Origin of the sequence: Catellatospora sp. NPDC049133, from assembly GCF_040648455.1 — a bacterium.
Lineage (GTDB): Bacteria > Actinomycetota > Actinomycetes > Mycobacteriales > Micromonosporaceae > Catellatospora > Catellatospora aurea.
This window is the reverse complement of the sequence record NZ_JBEZDT010000012.1, coordinates 55,741-70,795: the sequence shown is the minus strand read 5'-3', so window position 1 is coordinate 70,795 and position 15,055 is coordinate 55,741. Positions and strand designations below refer to the sequence as shown.

Sequence of the window (15,055 nt, the reverse complement as noted above, 5' to 3'; positions counted from 1 at the left end):
TCGTCCCATGACCATTCACCCGGTGGACCGGGCCGCGCTGCGGCCGCGGGTCGAGAAGGCTCTCGCGGTCTTCCTTGCCGACCGCCGGGCGCACATGGCGGGCATCGACGCCGGCCTGGCCCCGCTGGCCGACGCCGTGGAGGCGTTCGTGCTGGGCGGTGGCAAGCGCCTGCGTCCGGCCTTCGCCTACTGGGGTTACCGCGGCGCGGGCGGCGACGACCGCGACGACGTGGTGTCCGCGCTGGCCGCGCTGGAGCTGGTGCAGGCCAGTGCGCTCATGCACGACGACCTGATGGACGCCTCCGACACCCGCCGCGGCGAGCCCGCGGTGCACCGCCGGTTCGCGATGCTGCACGACCGGGAGCGCTGGCAGGGCGGGGCGGCCGGGTTCGGCGCGGCGGCGGCGATCCTGCTCGGCGATCTGTGCCTGGTCTGGTCCGACGAGATGCTGCACGAGAGCGGGCTCGACCCGGTGACGGTGGCCCGGTCCCGTCCGGTGTTCGACCTGATGCGCACCGAGGTCATGATCGGGCAGTACCTCGACGTGCTCACCCAGGCGTCCGCGGACACCTCGGTGGAGCGGGCGTCTCAGGTGGCCCGGTTCAAGTCGGCGAAGTACACCGTCGAGCACCCGCTGCTGCTGGGGGCCGCGCTGGCCGACGCGCCCGCCGCGCTGAGCGAGGCGTACTCCGCCTTCGGGCTGCCGCTGGGCGAGGCGTTCCAACTGCGTGACGACGTGCTCGGGGTGTTCGGCGACCCGGTCGCCACGGGCAAGCCGGCCGGTGACGACCTGCGCGAGGGCAAGCGGACCTACCTGATCGTGATGGCGCTCGCGCACGCCGCGCCCGCCGACCGCGACACGCTCGCCGCCGCGCTGGGCAGCCCCGACCTCGACGAGGCGGGGGTGGCGCAGCTGCGCCGGATCATCACCGAGTCGGGCGCGCTGGCCCGCACGGAGGCGTACATCGCCGAGCTGACCTCGGCGGCGCTCGCCGCGCTGGAGGCCGCGCCGGTCGAGCCGGAGGCGGCCGAGATGCTGCGCGAGCTGGCCGACGCCGCGGTGCACCGCGCCACCTGAGTCAGCGCAGCACCTGCCGGAAGCTCTCGTAGTGGTCGGCGGTGTAGTAGAGGTCGCCGTCGCGGCCCGCGACCAGCCGCCGCGCGCCGCGGTCGCGGGAACCCGGCGTGGGCACCGTGTACTCCCGGTAGTAGCCGCGCGGCTGCCGGGGCAGGATGCCCTCTAGGTTGCCGAAGACGGTGCCGTCCTTGTCGTAGGGGAACGGCCCGTTCGCGTCGATCAGCGCGACCGTGGCGACCGCCTCCTTGGGCAGGTCGCGCAGGGGCACCGTGGGCAGGCCCGACACCGGCGTCCGGACCGCCGACGCCGCGGGCGCGCCGTCCCCGCCGGAGGGCGCCAGCGCGGTGCGCGCGCAGTACCCGAGCAGCGCCATGACGGCGATCAGCAGCACCGCCACCACGGCGGCGATCGTGATGTTGCGCCGCGTCGCGTACCTGTCCACATCAGGGAGTGTGCGGTGTCGCGCAGTCGCGATCAAGGACCGTGGAATCATCGACTGGTGCTCCCCCACCCCACCTCCCGCGCCACGGTCGCCCTGGGCTGCGTCTCGGGCGTGCTGCTGGCCGCCTCCGCCTACCTGGCGGGCGCGCTGCCGGGCGGCGACCCCGGGCCTGGGCTGCGGCTGGGCGGGTTCGGCGCGGTGTCCGGGAGTTTCCTGCTGGGACTGGCGTGCTGGCTGGCCGGCCTGGCCGGCTGGACGGTCGCGTGGTGGCGGCTGGGCCGGGCCGGCGACCTGATCTCGCCCCGGCCGGGCGTCGCGGGAGCCGCGGAGCGGTCCGGGACGGCGTCCGGGTCCGGCGCGGCCCGATGGTGGCCCGGCTCATCGTGGCGGCTGCTGGCCGTCGGGGCGGCGTGGGCCGCTCCGTTGCTGGTCGCACCGCCGCTGGGCAGCCGCGACGCCTACGCGTACGCCTGCCAGGGCTGGCTGTGGCGCGCGGGCCTGGACCCGTACGCGATGGGGGTCGCCGACGGCGGCTGCCCCTGGACCGCGGCGGTGCCCGAGCTGTGGTGGCACACACCGACCCCCTACGGCCCGGTCGCGGTGCTGCTCACCGGGCTGGTCACCGCCCTCGGCGGCCTGCTCGGCGCCCTGGCCGGCCTACGCCTGCTCACCCTCGCCGCAGTGGCCCTGCTGGCGCTGGCTCTACCACCCCTGGCCCGCGCCTGCGGCGTCCCCGTCTCCGCCGCCTACTGGCTGGCCCTGCTCACCCCCCTGACCGCCGTCCACGCCCTCTCCGCTCTCCACAACGACGCCCTCGTCGCCGCCCTCACCACCACCGCCCTGGCCCTCGCCCTGCGCCACCGCCCCCAAGATCGCGACAATCTTGCGCGAACGGTTGCCCATTTGCCTGGTTCAGGCGTGCCGTCCCCACAGTTCACGCAAGATCGTCGCGGCGATGGCGGCGGGGCAGGGGCGGCGGCGTGGTGGGGCGCGGTCGGGGCGGGGGTGGTGGTGGCGTGCGCGGTGGGGGTCAAGGTGACCGCGGTGGTGGCGGTGCCGTTCGTGGTGATTCTGCTGGGGCGGCGGTGGTGGAGCGCGGCGGTGGCCGGGGTCGCGACGTTCGGGGTGGTGAGTTTCGGGTCGGGACTGGGGCTCGGGTGGGTGGCGGCGCTGCGAGGGACCGGGGAGCTGGTGCAGTGGAGTTCGCCGCCGACCGCCGTGGGCATGGCCGTCGGTTACCTGTTTCGGCTGGCGGGGCGGGGTGAGTGGGTCGACGCCGCGGTGGCCGGGGGGCGGGCACTGGGGCTGGTGGCGCTGGCGGCGGTCGGGGTGTGGGGGCTGGTGTACTCGTGGCGGCGGCGCGGTGACGCGGGGGCCGTGGTGCGGGCCTGCGGGTGGGTGATGGCCGCGACGGCGCTGCTCGGGCCGGTGTTCTATCCGTGGTACGCGCTCGCGCCGCTGGCCGTGCTGGCTGCGGCGGAGACGGATCCGCGGCGGCGGCGGTGGGTGGCCGTGGCGGCGGTGGGCTGCGCGGTGCTGACGCTGCCCAACGGGCTGGGGGTGCCGGTGCTGACCAAGGCGGTCGGCGCGTTCGCGGTCACGGCCGCGCTGATCGTCGCCGCCGTCCGGTCCAGACCCAGAGCGACAGCGTGAACAGCACCAGCGCGAAACCGAAGACCAGATCCTCGACCGGGGCGTACGCGATGCGCAGGCCCGTGATCGCCTCCGGCGCGTAGCGGACCACTCCGCGGCCGGTCAGCACTCCGTTGCTGAGCAGCTGGAACACCAGCACGATCGGGTACGTCGCCCAGAACACGAGGCTGCACAGCACCCGCGTGCGCAGCACCAGCAGGTCGGCCACCACCGCGCCGGCCAGACCGAGCACGGCCGCCACCGTGTACGTCACGGACGCCGCACCCGGTCCAGCACCGTGCGCACGGCCTCGAAGCCGAGGATCGCGCACAGCGGCACCACCAGGAAGAACAGCAGCTCCTCCAGCGGCATCCCGCCGGGCAGCCAGATCCCGAGCACCTGGTCGTGATCGAAGGACCAGTGCCCGGCCGCGATCGCCAGCAGGTCCCACGCGCCGAAGACCAGCACCACGGGCACGGCCACCAGCAGCAGCCGCCGCCACTGGCGCAGCACCCCGACCCGCAGCACCGGCTCCAGCCACAGCGCGCACAGCAGGCAGCCGAGCAGCACCGCCAGGTACGCGTACACCGTCAGAAGGCCACGGCCTGGGCCCGGCGCTTCACCTCGCGGGCCTTGTCGCCGCCCAGCGCCGCCGCGGGCGTCCCCGGAAGCGTGTCGTCGGCGGTGTAGAGCCACCGCACGGCCTCATCGTCGTTGAACCCGGCGTCGCGCAGCAACGTCAGCACGCCGGGGAGGTGCTTGAGCACGATGTCGTTGGCCACCAGTTCCGCGGGCACCTGGCGCACGCCCTCATGGCGCACGGCCAGCAGCGAGCCGTCCTTGATCATCTGGTGCACCTTGAGGATCGGCAGGCCCAGGCGCTCAGCCACGTCCGGCAGGGGCAGCCAGGTCGTGGGTGCGTCGGTCGTCGAGTGCGAAGTTTCGGCCACCTCCACACCTTGCCACGTCGCCGACCGGCCACACCACCGCATCCCCATCCCGAGCGCCGTGCCGGCCGAGGAGAGGAGACCCCGATGAATCCCTGGCAGACGATCAAGCGGGAGATCGACGGCGCGCGCCGCTCGCTGCGCTACGACCTCGCCCGCCGCCGGGCGAACGACACCACCTCCGTCATGCCCGCGGTCGGCGAGGGGCCGCAGCCGCCCCGGACCCGGCACCGGGTGGTGCTGGCGGTCGGCGCGTTGGTGCTCGCCTCGGTCGGGGTCGGCGGCTACTACGCGGTCGCGGCCGGGGTGGACGCCGTGCTCGGGGACGAGCGCGCGCCGGGCGCCCTGCCCCGGGTGCCCGCGCCGCCGGGCTCGGCGGAGCCCGTGCCGTGGCGGCAGGCCAACGCGACACCGAGCCCCACCGATCGGGTGAAGGACGTCCCGGCCGGCCGGGTCGTCACGCCCCGCCCCAGCCCGCGGCGTCCGTCGCCCACGCCGACCCCGTGCGACTGCGAGTCGTCGCCCACGCCGTCCCCGTCGCCCACGCCGTCGCCGTCGCCGTCCCCCTCGCCGAGCCCGTCGCCCAGCCCCAGCCCGTCCGCCTCGGCGTCGGCCTCGGCGTCCGCGCTGGCCTCGGCGTCCGCGATCGTGATGCCGGACACCTCGCAGCCGGGTTCGCCGGCTGCCGGCGAGGACCTGGAGACCCCCTGACATGCAGGAGAAACGCCCGGCCGAGACGCGATCGCACGCGCGGGTGTACGACGCGGGCCACCGCCTGACTTAGACTGCGCTGCGATGGACACTCAGGTCGCCGATCCACTACTCGGCACACTCGTCGACGGGCGCTACCGCATCCGCGGTCGCGTGGCTCGTGGTGGCATGGCGACCGTCTACACGGCTGTGGACGAGCGCCTGGAGCGCACCGTCGCCCTGAAGATCATTCACCCGGCGCAGGTGCGCGATGCCGCCGGCCAGGCGTTCAGCCTCGACCGCTTCACCGACGAGGCCAAGACGATCGCCCGGCTGACCCATCCCAACGTCGTCGCCGTCTACGACCAGGGCACCCACGCCGGCCTGCCCTACCTGGTGATGGAGTACGTACGCGGACGCACGCTGCGCGACATCCTCGCCGAGCGCCGCCGGCTCACCCCGGTCGAGGCGCTCGCGGTGATGGAGCAGGTGCTGGCGGCGCTGGCCGCGGCGCACCGTGCCGGCCTGGTGCACCGCGACGTCAAGCCCGAGAACGTGCTGGTCGCCGAGGCGCCCACCGGCGGCAGCCACAACCTCATCGACGCCGTCGCGAAGGTGGCCGACTTCGGCCTGGCCCGCGCCGTCGAGGCCAGCGCCGACGACCCCAACGGCGGCCAGCTCATGGCCACCGTCGCCTACGTGGCCCCGGAACTGGTCACCGACGGCCACGCCGACCCGCGCAGCGACGTGTACAGCGCCGGCATCGTGCTGTTCGAGATCCTCACCGGCCGCGTGCCCTACGACGCCGAGCGCCCCGTCGAGGTGGCCTGGCAGCACGTGGACCGCGACGTGCCGCCGCCGTCGCGCATCGTCGCCGGCCTGCCCCCGGTGCTGGACGAGCTGGTCGCCTCCGCGACCCGCCGCTCCCCCGGCGGCCGCCCCACCGACGCGGGCGCGCTGCTGGCCGCCGTGCAGGCCGCCCGGGAGAACATCGCCGCGAGCAACACCACGCAGCGGATGCGCCCGGTCGAGCAGGAGACGGTGATCGTCAGCCACGTGACGCCCGCCGCGCGCCCGTCCTGGGCCCGGCTGCCCGACGCGCAGCCCGCGCCGCGCTCGCGCCGCCGCGCCCCGGCGCCGGCCCCCAGCAGCCCGATCGACCGGATCAAGGCGCAGTACCGCAAGCTCATGGGCGATCCGCGGGGCCGCCTGGCGCTGACCGCGGGCGCGGTCGTGCTCGCCCTGCTGGTGCTGACCGGCGGCTGGTGGCTGGGCTTCGGCCGGTACGCGGTGACGCCGCAGCTGACGAACCTGACCAAGGACCAGGCGATCAGCACGCTGGCCCAGGCCGGTCTCGAGTACCGGTTCCTGGACCCGCAGTATCGCGAGGACGTGCCCAAGGACGTGGTGCTCGTGCAGAACCCGCCGCCCGGCGAGCGGGTCGTGCGCGGCGGCACGGTGGTCCTGACCCTGTCCGCCGGGCCCGAGCGCTACCTGGTGCCCGACGTGGTCGGCAAGTCCTGGGAGCTGGCCGTCGCCGACCTGCAGGCGGCGCCGCTGAAGCTGAAGCCGGTCAAGGCCGGGGAGAAGTACGACGACCTCGCCCCGAAGGGCACCGTGCTGTCGACCGACCCGAAGGCCGACACCGAGGTTCCGCCCGGAACCGAGGTCAAGGTCATCGTCAGCAAGGGCAAGGCTCCGCTCAGCGTGCCGTTCGTCGAGGGCAAGACGGTCACCGAGGCGACCGACATCCTGCAGAAGATGGGCCTGCGGGTCAGCGTCGAGCGCGTCGAGTCGGACAAGCCGTACGACATCGTAGTGAAGCAGACACCTGCCAACGGTGCCGGCGCGGAGCCCAACGACGAGGTGAAACTGCAGGTCAGCAACAATCAGAACGTGAAGGCGATGCCGGAGGTGCGCAACGCGCGCTGCGGCGACGCCGAAGGCCTGCTCGCCTCGATGGGGCTGCAGGTCGAGGTCCGAGGCGTGCTCGGGGACAAGAACTGGTTCAAGGTCGTGAACCAGAATCCGGCCCCGAACACGGCGGTGCAGGCGGGACAGCAAGTGGTGATCGAATGTCAGCTGGGATGACGAACCCGGTCGGCGCGCACGCGCCGGTCGCCGGAGGGCTCGCGAAGGCCGCCCTGGCCTACATCGACAAGGTGTCGGCGTCGGCGGTGCAGGTCTACGTGGGAAACCCGCGGGGCTGGGCCCGCCCGGCCGGCGACCCCGGTCAGGACGAGGCCTTCACAGCGGGCTGCCACACCCGGTCCGTCCCCGCCTACGTTCACGCCTCGCTGCTGGTGAACATCGGCTCCCCCACCGCCGCGACGGTCGAGCAGTCCGGCGAGGTGCTGACGCACGCGCTGCTGCGGGCCGCGGCGATCGGCGCGCGCGGGGTCGTCTTCCACGCCGGCTCCTCGGTCGACGCCGAGCACGCCCCGGCCGCGATGCGCCAGGTGCGCGAGGTGCTGCTGCCGCTGCTGGACGCGCTGCCCGACGACGGGCCGCGGCTGCTGGTCGAGCCCAGCGCCGGCGGCGGGCGCTCGCTGGCGGCCCGCGTCGAGGACCTGGGGCCGTACCTGGACGCGGTGGACCGCCACCCGCGCCTGGGCGTGTGCTTCGACACGTGCCACGCCTGGGCGGCCGGGCACGACCTGGCCAAACCCGGCGGCATGACGCTGACCCTGGACGCCCTGGTCGACGTGTGCGGGCCGGACCGGCTGGGCCTGGTGCACGCCAACGACTCCAAGGACCCGATGGGGTCCACTCGCGACCGGCACGAAGCCATCGGCAAGGGCCTGATCGGCTCCGAGGCGTTCGCCGAGATGTTCCGCCACCCCGCCGTCACCGGTGTTCCGATCATCGTCGAGACGCCCGGTGAGACGCACGCCGCTGACATTTCCCTGCTCAGGGGCTTGCGCTAGGCATTTCCTTTAGGGCACCCTTACTGAGGCAAGGCTTGCTTGACCGCGAGCCTCACTCCTCCAGTGCCGAAGGGTCCCTGCTGTGTTCGTGTGCATCTGTGAACGGGTTCGTGAGTGCGAGGTGCGCTCGGCGATCCGCGCGGGCGCGCGCTGCGAGGACTCCGTCGGCGAGGCATGTGGCGCGGGGACCGGGTGTGGTTCCTGCCTGGACCGCATCGTGGACCTGATCGACGAGGAGAACGCCGACACGCTCGTGGCAATCGCCGTATAACGGGACAACACGCGTAGATTTACCCCCATACGAGTTCCCGTGGGGGGTTTCTTCACCATGCAAGGCGACGCCCGAGTCATAGAGTTCCTCAACGAGCAGCTGACCGCCGAGCTCACCGCGATCAACCAGTACTGGCTGCACTACCGCATGCAGGAGAACTGGGGATACACGAAACTCGCGAAGTACACCCGGCACGAGTCGATCGACGAGATGAAGCACGCCGACCGGCTCGCCGAGCGGATCCTGTTCCTCGACGGCCTGCCGAACTTCCAGAAGCTCTTCGCGCTGCGCATCGGCGAGACCGTCAAGGAGCAGTTCGAGTGCGACATGAAGGTCGAGGTCGAGGCCGTCGAGCGGCTGCGCCTGGGCATCGAGTACATGCGCTCGGTCGGTGACGTGACCTCGGCCAACATCTTCGAGGACATCCTCCAGGACGAGGAGCACCACATCGACTACCTGGAGACCCAGCTCGGCCTCATCGCCAGCCTCGGCGAGGGCCTCTACCTCCAGAACGTCACGGAGCACCCGGAACCCTGAGCTCCGCGTACGCGGCCGGGCCGGTGCGTGCGCACCGGCCCGTTCCTTCTTGTTCGAGGGTTTGCGAGCCGGACCGGCTCAGCCGGGTGGCACGATCCAGCGCTGCCGCAGGCCCGGTGCGACGACGGCGATGTCCGCGAAATCGCGGTCATTGTGCACCAGCACCGCGTCATGGTGGACAGCCACCGCCGCGATGATCAGATCCGGCAGCGGCTTGCGGCCCATCCCCCGGTCGAACAGTTCCTCCTGCAGATCCACGGCCTGCACCAGCACCGCGTCCGTGGTCTCCAGCCAGACGCAGTGCTCGCGCAGGTACGCCCTGAGGATCTTGTGCTCAGCCCTGTTACGCGCCGAGTACAGGATCTCCAGTTGCACCATGGCACAAGTCGCGAGCAGGCCCGTCACGGCCAGCGTCTCGAAGGCGCGACCCGCCTTCTCATCGCGTCGCGCCAGCTCGTGGGCGGACTTGTCGGCCAGGAAGAGCATCAGCTCCGCCACGCCTGCGCGCCGGCCTCCTCGGTCAGGTCGAGATCGCGCAGGAGTCGCAGATACTCCTCGGTACGGCGACGGGCCGCGGCAAGCCGCAACGCTTCGTTCACCGTGGCTACTTTCGTCGTCGTGCCCAGCTCAGCAGATGCCTCGGCCAGCGCCTCGTCGTCGATGTCGATCACCGTACGCATGAGCCCCCCAGGTTGATATCAAATCCTCTCGGATAAAGATATCAACTGCGGAAGATGGCTGCCAGCACGTCGATCGCGCGGTCGAGGTCGTCGTCGTCGATGTCCAGGTGGGTGATGAGGCGGCCGGTGCGCGGGCCGAGCGCGCTGACCAGCACGCCCTGCTCCCGGGCTCGGGCTGCCAGGGTGGGCGCGTCGAGGGCGGTCTTGGCGAGGTCGAGGATGACCAGGTTGGTACGCACCCGGTCCAGGTCCACGACGCCGAACGGGGCCAGCGCCTCGGCGAGCCGCCGCGCCCGCACGTGGTCCTCGGCAAGCCGCTCCACGTGGTTGTCCAGCGCGTAGACACCCGCCGCGGCGAGAATGCCCGCCTGCCGCATCCCGCCGCCCATGCGCTTGCGGATCCAGCGCGCCTTGGCGATCTTCTCGGCGCTGCCGACCACCAGCGAGCCGACCGGCGCGCCCAGGCCCTTGGACAGGCACACCGACAGCGTGTCGAACAGCGCGCCGTACTCGGCCAGCGGCACCCCGTCGGCGATGTGCGCGTGCCAGATCCGGGCTCCGTCGCAGTGCATCGCGATGCCGGCGGTGTCGGCCGCCTCGCGCAGGGCACGCAGCGTCTCCAGTCCGATGACGACGCCACCGGCCATGTTGTGGGTCTGCTCGACGGCGATCGCCCGGGTCGGCACGGCGTGGTAGCCGTCGGGGCGGATCATCGAGGCGACCTGCTCCACGTCGATCGCGCCGCCCGCGAAGGGCCAGGTGCGGCTGGAGATGCCGCCGATGGCCGCGGCCGCGCCGATCTCGTACGTCACCACGTGCGCGTTCGCGTCGCACAGCAGCTCCTGTGCGGGCGGCACGATCAGCTGCAACGCGATCTGGTTGGCCATCGAGCCGGTCGGGGCGAACAACGCCGCCTCGTGCCCGAACATCGCGGCGACCTTGCGCTCCAGGGCGTTGACGGTCGGATCCTCGGCGTACACGTCGTCACCGACCTCGGCGGCGGCCATCGCGGCCCGCATCGGCGCGGTCGGCTTGGTCACGGTGTCGCTGCGAAGATCAACCAGTTGCGTCATGCCTCGTTCCTACCGCATCCGCCAGGGCGCATGCCTGGCGGTCCCGGCCGTTCCCGCGCGGTGATCACTGTTTCCGGTCATGATCTGGTGTTCGAGAGCAGATCATGACCGGAAACGGCGATCATGGGCCGAGGTGGCTCAGCCGCGGAGCATCTCCGCGACCAGGAAGGCCAGTTCCAGCGACTGCTGGGTGTTCAGGCGCGGGTCGCAGGCGGTCTCGTAGCGGCGCTCCAGGTCGGCGTCGGCCAGGGCCTGCGCGCCGCCCAGGCACTCGGTGACGTCCTCGCCGGTCAGCTCGATGTGGATGCCGCCCGGGTGGGTGCCCAGCATCTTGTGCACCTCGAAGTAGCCCAGCACCTCGTCGACGATGCGGTCGAAGTGGCGGGTCTTGTACCCGTTGGACGACTCGTGGGTGTTGCCGTGCATCGGGTCGCACTGCCAGACGACCTTCGCGCCGTTGTCGCGCACCGTCTCGACCAGCCGCGGCAGGCTGTCGCGGACCTGGTGGTTGCCCATCCGGCTGATCAGCGTGAGCTTGCCGGGGATGTTGTCGGGGTTGAGCATCTCGCACAGGCGCAGCGCGTAGTCGGGCGTGGTGGTCGGGCCGAGCTTCACGCCGATCGGGTTGGCGATGCGGGAGATGAAGTCCAGGTGCGCGCCGTCGAGGTCGCGGGTGCGCTCGCCGACCCACAGGAAGTGGCCGGACAGGCCGTACGCCCTGCCGTCGGCGATGCGGGTCAGCGCCCGGTCGTACTCCAGCGCCAGCGCCTCGTGCGAGGCGTAGAGCGTGACGGTGCGCAGCGCCTCCTCGTCGGTCATGCCGCAGGCGCGGATGAACGCGAGCGCCCGGTCGATCTCGCGGGCGATGGCCTCGTAACGCTCACCGAAGGCGGAGGTGCGCACGAAGTCGCGGTTCCAGTCGTGCACGGCGTGCAGGTCGCCCAGGCCACCGCCGAGGTACGCCCGCAGCATGTTCATCGCGGCGGCCGCGTTGGCGTACGCCCGGATCATGCGCTGCGGGTCGGCGACGCGGGCCTCGGGCGTCGGCTCCAATGAGTTGATCATGTCGCCGCGGTACGCGGGCAGCCCCAGCGAGTCCAGCGGCTGCGAACGCGGCTTGGTGTACTGGCCGGCCACCCGGGCCACCTTGACCACCGGCATGCTCGCGCCGTACGTCAGCACCACCGCCATCTGCAGCAGCGTGCGGGCGTTGGCCAGCAGGTGGCTCTCGGTGTTGTCGGCGAACGTCTCGGCGCAGTCGCCGCCCTGCAGCAGGAACGCCTTGCCCTCGCAGACCTGCGCCAGCCGCTGGCGCAGCTGGTCGACCTCGTACGGCGCGACGACCGAGGGCACCGAGTCCAGCACCCGGCACACCTGCTCGACCTCGCTGTAGTCCTCCCACGGCGGCATCTGCGCCCGCGGCAGGGTGCGCCAGTGGTCCAGACCCAGATCCTCCGCCGAGGCGACCGTGGTGGGCCGGCCGATGGTGACGCCGGACTCGCCGGGCTGCCGGTTGTCGCCCAGTTCGAGACCGGGGTGCCTGAGCTCATGCCATTCGTGGCGCATGGCCTCAAGGGTAAGGCCGCGTCCGCCGCCGCCCGCAGCCGACGTGGCGCATTCCGCAACCTGAGATCACGCTGCGCGAACGTGTCGCCACCAGGGCACGGCCTCGTTGATCAGGCATGAGCGAGCGAAGCGGTCCGGCGGTGCAGGGCGATGACGTGCGGCGCGAGGCTGGCGCACTGCCGCGGCTGGCCGAGTACACGCCGCACCGGACCGTGGCCGACGTCGACCTCGAAGGGCAGGTCGTGCCGGGGCTGACCGGCGAGTTCTTCCGCCGGCCCGAGGACGGGCGGACCGCCACCGTGGGGCTCTACCGCTACCGGGGCACCGAGCTTTTCATGGCCTGGGGGTACGTCGGGGAGGAGCACTGCCGGTGGACGGCGTACCGGCGTACCGACGGGGTCTGGAGCGCACCGCACACGGGCTGCCCGCGGGTGCGGCACAGCGGCGAGCAACTGGTGCTTGACCTCGACGGCGAGCGGGTGGCCCTGCGCACCGCCGCCCGACCCGGCAGCGGCACCGGATCGGGCGGTTGCGCGGTACCGCCGCCGGCCGTCCGCGACTCGTCGCACACAGCCGACAGCGGGTTCGCACCGTCCGCCGGGTCGCCCCGGCAGCGGGTCTCTCAGCCGGCCTCGACCGCGGCGGCGACGGCGACCTCGCGCCGTACGTAGACGATCGAGGTGACCGTGATCGCGAGGCTGGTCACGAGTGCGGCCGCGTGCAGCACGGGGTCGGGGATGGGCACGAACGCCAGCACGCCCGCGGGGATCTGCACCAGTCCGATCAGCAGCATCAGCGCTGCCGAGCGGCGGCCGCGGGACCAGGCGAAGGCGGTCCACACCGGAGCGGTGACGACCGCGAGGGTGAGCACGTCGAGGATCGCGTGCAGCACGGGGTTGGTGACCTTGTCGTGTGCGTAGGCGTAGGCCGGGGCGGAGATCATGAGGGCGGCGAGGGTGGTCCCGAGGATCGTTGCTGCGCGTCGCATGGCCGTCTCCTTGCGTGCGGCTCCGGGGGCGGAGCTACGGGGCCGGGGGTTCGGCTCAAACTCCCTGGCCCGAGCCTAAGACGACGCTCCGAACAGCAGGAACCCCCGCAGGCGTGAATGATCCTGCGGGGGTCCTCCGATCACGTGAACGTGCTCAGGACGCCTGGTCGGCGATCTCCTTGGCCCGGTCGCGGGCGGCCTCCAGGGCGGCCAGGAACGCCGCGCGCACCCCGTGGTTCTCCAGCTCGCGGATGGCGGAGATGGTGGTGCCCGCGGGCGAGGTGACCGCCTCGCGCAGCTTCACCGGGTGCTCCCCCGAGTCGCGCAGCATGATGGCCGAGCCGATCGCGGTCTGCACGATGAGATCGTGCGCCACCTGGCGGGGCAGCCCGAGCAGGATGCCCGCGTCGGTCATCGCCTCGACCAGGAAGTAGAAGTACGCCGGGCCGGAGCCGGACAGCGCGGTGACCGCGTCCTGCTGGCTCTCCGGCACCCGGATGGTGCGGCCCAGCGGCGAGAACAGCTCCTCGGCGATCCCCAGGTGGTGCGCGGTGGCGTGCGGCCCGGCCGAGATCGCCGTCATGGCCTCGTCGACCAGGGCGGGCGTGTTCGTCATGACCCGCACCACCGGCGTGCCCTCGGCCAGCCACTTGGTGAAGAAGCCCGTCGGCAGGCCCGCGCACAGCGAGATCACCAGCTTGCCGGCCGGGATCTGCGGCCCCAGCTCGGCCATCAGCGCCCCGGCGTCCTGCGGCTTGACCGCGATCGCCACCACGTCGGCGGCGGCCACCGCCTCGGCGTTGTCCAGCACCCTGATGCCGTACCGGTTGCGCAGCTGCTCGGCCCGCTCCTCCCGCCGCGCGGTGGCGACGATCTGATCCACCGGCCACCCGGCCTTCACCAGCCCGGAGAGCAGCACCTCCCCGATCTTCCCCGCCCCGATCACGGCAACGGTGTACATCCCTGCTCCCTCCATAAGCGAAGCGGGTTGATCATGAAGTTATGGACGCGACACTCCGTCGAACCTCAGCACATGGCTCGTCCCGGCGCGCCGCCGCTCAAAGCGGCGCACCAAGCGACTCCCCACGTGCCGACCATAAGTTCATGATCAACCCGCCGTGGCGTGGCCGTCCGGGCTCAGCCGAAGAAGGCCTCGGCCTCGGTGTAGCGGTGGAGGGGGACGGTCTTGAGCTCGCGGGTGGCCTCGGCCAGCGGGACGCGGACGATGTCCGTGCTGCGCAGGGCGACCATCTTGCCGAAGTCGCCCTCGTGGACGGCGTCGATGGCGTGCAGGCCGAAGCGGGTCGCGAGCACCCGGTCGAAGGCGGTCGGCGTGCCGCCGCGCTGGGTGTGGCCCAGCACGACCGCGCGGGCCTCCTTGCCGGTGCGCTTCTCCAGCTGGTCGGCCAGCCAGTTGCCGATGCCGCCGAGGCGCACGTGGCCGAACGCGTCCAGCTCGCCGTTGAGGGTGATCATGTCACCGTCGGTCGGCATGGCGCCCTCGGAGATCACGATGATCGGCGAGTAGTTGGTCTTGAACCGGGTCTCCACGTGCTCGACGACCTTGTCCAGGTCGAACTTCTGCTCGGGGAGCAGGATCACGTTCGCGCCGCCGGCCAGGCCCGCGTGCAGCGCGATCCAGCCCGCGTGGCGGCCCATGACCTCGACGACCACGGTGCGGTGGTGCGACTCGGCCGTGGTGTGCAGCCGGTCGATCGCCTCCATGGCGATGTTGACCGCGGTGTCGAAGCCGAACGTGAAGTCGGTCGCGCCCAGGTCGTTGTCGATCGTCTTCGGCACGCCGACGACGTTCACGCCCAGCTCGGTCAGCTTGGTGGCCACGCCGAGGGTGTCCTCGCCGCCGATCGCCACGAGCGCGTCCACGCCCATGTCGGCCAGGTTCTGCTTGATCCGCTCCACACCGTTCTCGATCTTGAACGGGTTGGTGCGGGACGAGCCCAGGATCGTGCCGCCGCGCGGCAGGATGCCCCGGACCTCCGGGATGCCCAGCGGGCGGGTGATGCCCTCCAGCGGGCCCTTCCAGCCGTCGCGGAACCCGACGAACTCGTGCCCGTAGGTGCCCACGCCCTTGCGGACCACGGCGCGGATGACCGCGTTGAGACCGGGGCAGTCGCCGCCGCCGGTGAGTACGCCGATACGCATTTTCTCGTCCTCCCGATTACGGGTAGTCAGTTGCCGGGCCCCGGGAGACGAGTGATCACGG

19 protein-coding genes are annotated in these 15,055 nt (G+C 72.2%); 8 read left to right on the top strand and 11 right to left on the bottom strand.

Annotated elements, in window-relative coordinates:
* Positions 1–7: 7 nt before the first annotated feature.
* Positions 8–1,078, top strand: coding sequence for a polyprenyl synthetase family protein (locus AB0B35_RS15915; RefSeq protein WP_361045624.1), 1,071 nt, complete (start codon positions 8–10; stop codon positions 1,076–1,078).
* Between the two features lies 1 nt (position 1,079).
* On the opposite strand, the gene AB0B35_RS15910 is transcribed toward AB0B35_RS15915, so the two are convergent.
* Complete coding sequence (locus AB0B35_RS15910; RefSeq protein WP_361045622.1) at positions 1,080–1,520, bottom strand: ribonuclease domain-containing protein; 441 nt, start codon at positions 1,518–1,520, stop codon at positions 1,080–1,082.
* A gap of 57 nt (positions 1,521–1,577) precedes the next feature.
* On the opposite strand from AB0B35_RS15910, the gene mptB reads away from it, so the two are divergent.
* On the top strand, positions 1,578–3,173 hold the full coding sequence (gene mptB, locus AB0B35_RS15905; RefSeq protein ID WP_361045619.1) for a polyprenol phosphomannose-dependent alpha 1,6 mannosyltransferase MptB: 1,596 nt from the start codon (positions 1,578–1,580) through the stop codon (positions 3,171–3,173).
* Here the strand turns inward: mptB and AB0B35_RS15900 are convergent.
* From AB0B35_RS15900 to AB0B35_RS15890, 3 genes are read right to left on the bottom strand one after another with little or no spacing between them, the layout of a single operon-like run.
* Positions 3,118–3,426 carry a lycopene cyclase domain-containing protein gene (locus tag AB0B35_RS15900; RefSeq protein ID WP_361045616.1) on the bottom strand — a complete coding sequence of 103 codons (309 nt, stop codon included), beginning with the start codon at positions 3,424–3,426 and terminating at the stop codon, positions 3,118–3,120. The genes mptB and AB0B35_RS15900 overlap by 56 nt on opposite strands.
* The gene (locus AB0B35_RS15895) at positions 3,423–3,740 is read right to left on the bottom strand and encodes a lycopene cyclase domain-containing protein (protein WP_361045614.1); all 318 of its coding nucleotides are present in this window, start codon (positions 3,738–3,740) and stop codon (positions 3,423–3,425) included. The genes AB0B35_RS15900 and AB0B35_RS15895 overlap by 4 nt, the downstream gene beginning before the upstream one ends.
* 2 nt (positions 3,741–3,742) lie before the next feature.
* A complete protein-coding gene (locus AB0B35_RS15890; RefSeq protein ID WP_239167012.1) occupies positions 3,743–4,102 on the bottom strand; it encodes an Rv2175c family DNA-binding protein in 360 nt (119 codons plus the stop codon).
* An 84-nt stretch (positions 4,103–4,186) separates the two neighbouring features.
* On the opposite strand from AB0B35_RS15890, the gene AB0B35_RS15885 reads away from it, so the two are divergent.
* The 5 genes from AB0B35_RS15885 to bfr all read left to right on the top strand — a co-directional run bounded on the left by AB0B35_RS15885 (position 4,187) and on the right by bfr (position 8,524).
* Entirely contained in the window at positions 4,187–4,810 is a 624-nt protein-coding gene (locus AB0B35_RS15885) for a hypothetical protein (RefSeq protein WP_361045612.1), read from the top strand.
* An 84-nt stretch (positions 4,811–4,894) separates the two neighbouring features.
* On the top strand, positions 4,895–6,880 hold the full coding sequence (gene pknB / locus AB0B35_RS15880) for a Stk1 family PASTA domain-containing Ser/Thr kinase (RefSeq protein WP_361045611.1): 1,986 nt from the start codon (positions 4,895–4,897) through the stop codon (positions 6,878–6,880).
* Positions 6,865–7,716, top strand: a complete 852-nt coding sequence (locus AB0B35_RS15875) for a deoxyribonuclease IV (protein WP_361045608.1) — start codon at positions 6,865–6,867, stop codon at positions 7,714–7,716. The genes pknB and AB0B35_RS15875 overlap by 16 nt, the downstream gene beginning before the upstream one ends.
* Before the next feature lie 82 nt (positions 7,717–7,798).
* Positions 7,799–7,987 carry a (2Fe-2S)-binding protein gene (locus AB0B35_RS15870; protein ID WP_203687941.1) on the top strand — a complete coding sequence of 63 codons (189 nt, stop codon included), beginning with the start codon at positions 7,799–7,801 and terminating at the stop codon, positions 7,985–7,987.
* Positions 7,988–8,044: 57 nt separating this feature from the next.
* On the top strand, positions 8,045–8,524 hold the full coding sequence (gene bfr / locus AB0B35_RS15865) for a bacterioferritin (protein WP_203687940.1): 480 nt from the start codon (positions 8,045–8,047) through the stop codon (positions 8,522–8,524).
* Between the two features lie 78 nt (positions 8,525–8,602).
* Here the strand turns inward: bfr and AB0B35_RS15860 are convergent, their stop codons facing one another.
* The 4 genes from AB0B35_RS15860 to AB0B35_RS15845 form a co-directional block, all read right to left on the bottom strand.
* Positions 8,603–9,022: a PIN domain-containing protein gene (locus AB0B35_RS15860; protein ID WP_361045605.1), complete on the bottom strand. Its 420-nt coding sequence runs from the start codon at positions 9,020–9,022 to the stop codon at positions 8,603–8,605.
* On the bottom strand, positions 9,010–9,204 hold the full coding sequence (locus tag AB0B35_RS15855; protein ID WP_361045602.1) for a type II toxin-antitoxin system VapB family antitoxin: 195 nt from the start codon (positions 9,202–9,204) through the stop codon (positions 9,010–9,012). Before AB0B35_RS15855 ends, AB0B35_RS15860 begins: the two co-directional genes overlap by 13 nt.
* 41 nt (positions 9,205–9,245) lie before the next feature.
* Positions 9,246–10,277, bottom strand: a complete 1,032-nt coding sequence (locus AB0B35_RS15850) for a GntG family PLP-dependent aldolase (RefSeq protein ID WP_361045600.1) — start codon at positions 10,275–10,277, stop codon at positions 9,246–9,248.
* Positions 10,278–10,415: 138 nt separating this feature from the next.
* On the bottom strand, positions 10,416–11,843 hold the full coding sequence (locus tag AB0B35_RS15845) for a class II 3-deoxy-7-phosphoheptulonate synthase (RefSeq protein ID WP_361045597.1): 1,428 nt from the start codon (positions 11,841–11,843) through the stop codon (positions 10,416–10,418).
* 116 nt (positions 11,844–11,959) lie between these two features.
* Between AB0B35_RS15845 and AB0B35_RS15840 the strand changes: the two genes are divergently transcribed.
* The gene (locus AB0B35_RS15840; protein ID WP_361045595.1) at positions 11,960–12,514 is read left to right on the top strand and encodes a hypothetical protein; all 555 of its coding nucleotides are present in this window, start codon (positions 11,960–11,962) and stop codon (positions 12,512–12,514) included.
* Here AB0B35_RS15840 and AB0B35_RS15835 read toward each other — a convergent pair.
* From AB0B35_RS15835 to AB0B35_RS15825, 3 genes are all read right to left on the bottom strand, one after another.
* Entirely contained in the window at positions 12,466–12,831 is a 366-nt protein-coding gene (locus AB0B35_RS15835) for a hypothetical protein (RefSeq protein ID WP_360537344.1), read from the bottom strand. The genes AB0B35_RS15840 and AB0B35_RS15835 overlap by 49 nt on opposite strands.
* A gap of 154 nt (positions 12,832–12,985) precedes the next feature.
* A complete protein-coding gene (gene proC / locus AB0B35_RS15830) occupies positions 12,986–13,792 on the bottom strand; it encodes a pyrroline-5-carboxylate reductase (protein WP_203687934.1) in 807 nt (268 codons plus the stop codon).
* A gap of 176 nt (positions 13,793–13,968) precedes the next feature.
* The gene (locus tag AB0B35_RS15825; RefSeq protein ID WP_361045591.1) at positions 13,969–14,994 is read right to left on the bottom strand and encodes a 6-phosphofructokinase; all 1,026 of its coding nucleotides are present in this window, start codon (positions 14,992–14,994) and stop codon (positions 13,969–13,971) included.
* Between the last annotated feature and the right edge of the window lie 61 nt (positions 14,995–15,055).

Excerpts from the sequence above, each read along its gene's own strand:
- AB0B35_RS15835 (WP_360537344.1), bottom strand. The coding sequence starts at position 12,831 with ATGCGACGCGCAGCAACGATCCTCGGGACCACCCTCGCCGCCCTCATG.
- AB0B35_RS15825 (WP_361045591.1), bottom strand. The coding sequence starts at position 14,994 with ATGCGTATCGGCGTACTCACCGGCGGCGGCGACTGCCCCGGTCTCAAC.
- AB0B35_RS15855 (WP_361045602.1), bottom strand. The coding sequence starts at position 9,204 with ATGCGTACGGTGATCGACATCGACGACGAGGCGCTGGCCGAGGCATCT.
- AB0B35_RS15850 (WP_361045600.1), bottom strand. The coding sequence starts at position 10,277 with ATGACGCAACTGGTTGATCTTCGCAGCGACACCGTGACCAAGCCGACC.
- AB0B35_RS15885 (WP_361045612.1), top strand. The coding sequence starts at position 4,187 with ATGAATCCCTGGCAGACGATCAAGCGGGAGATCGACGGCGCGCGCCGC.
- AB0B35_RS15840 (WP_361045595.1), top strand. The coding sequence starts at position 11,960 with ATGAGCGAGCGAAGCGGTCCGGCGGTGCAGGGCGATGACGTGCGGCGC.
- AB0B35_RS15875 (WP_361045608.1), top strand. The coding sequence starts at position 6,865 with ATGTCAGCTGGGATGACGAACCCGGTCGGCGCGCACGCGCCGGTCGCC.
- proC (WP_203687934.1), bottom strand. The coding sequence starts at position 13,792 with ATGTACACCGTTGCCGTGATCGGGGCGGGGAAGATCGGGGAGGTGCTG.
- AB0B35_RS15845 (WP_361045597.1), bottom strand. The coding sequence starts at position 11,843 with ATGCGCCACGAATGGCATGAGCTCAGGCACCCCGGTCTCGAACTGGGC.
- bfr (WP_203687940.1), top strand. The coding sequence starts at position 8,045 with ATGCAAGGCGACGCCCGAGTCATAGAGTTCCTCAACGAGCAGCTGACC.
- AB0B35_RS15915 (WP_361045624.1), top strand. The coding sequence starts at position 8 with ATGACCATTCACCCGGTGGACCGGGCCGCGCTGCGGCCGCGGGTCGAG.
- pknB (WP_361045611.1), top strand. The coding sequence starts at position 4,895 with ATGGACACTCAGGTCGCCGATCCACTACTCGGCACACTCGTCGACGGG.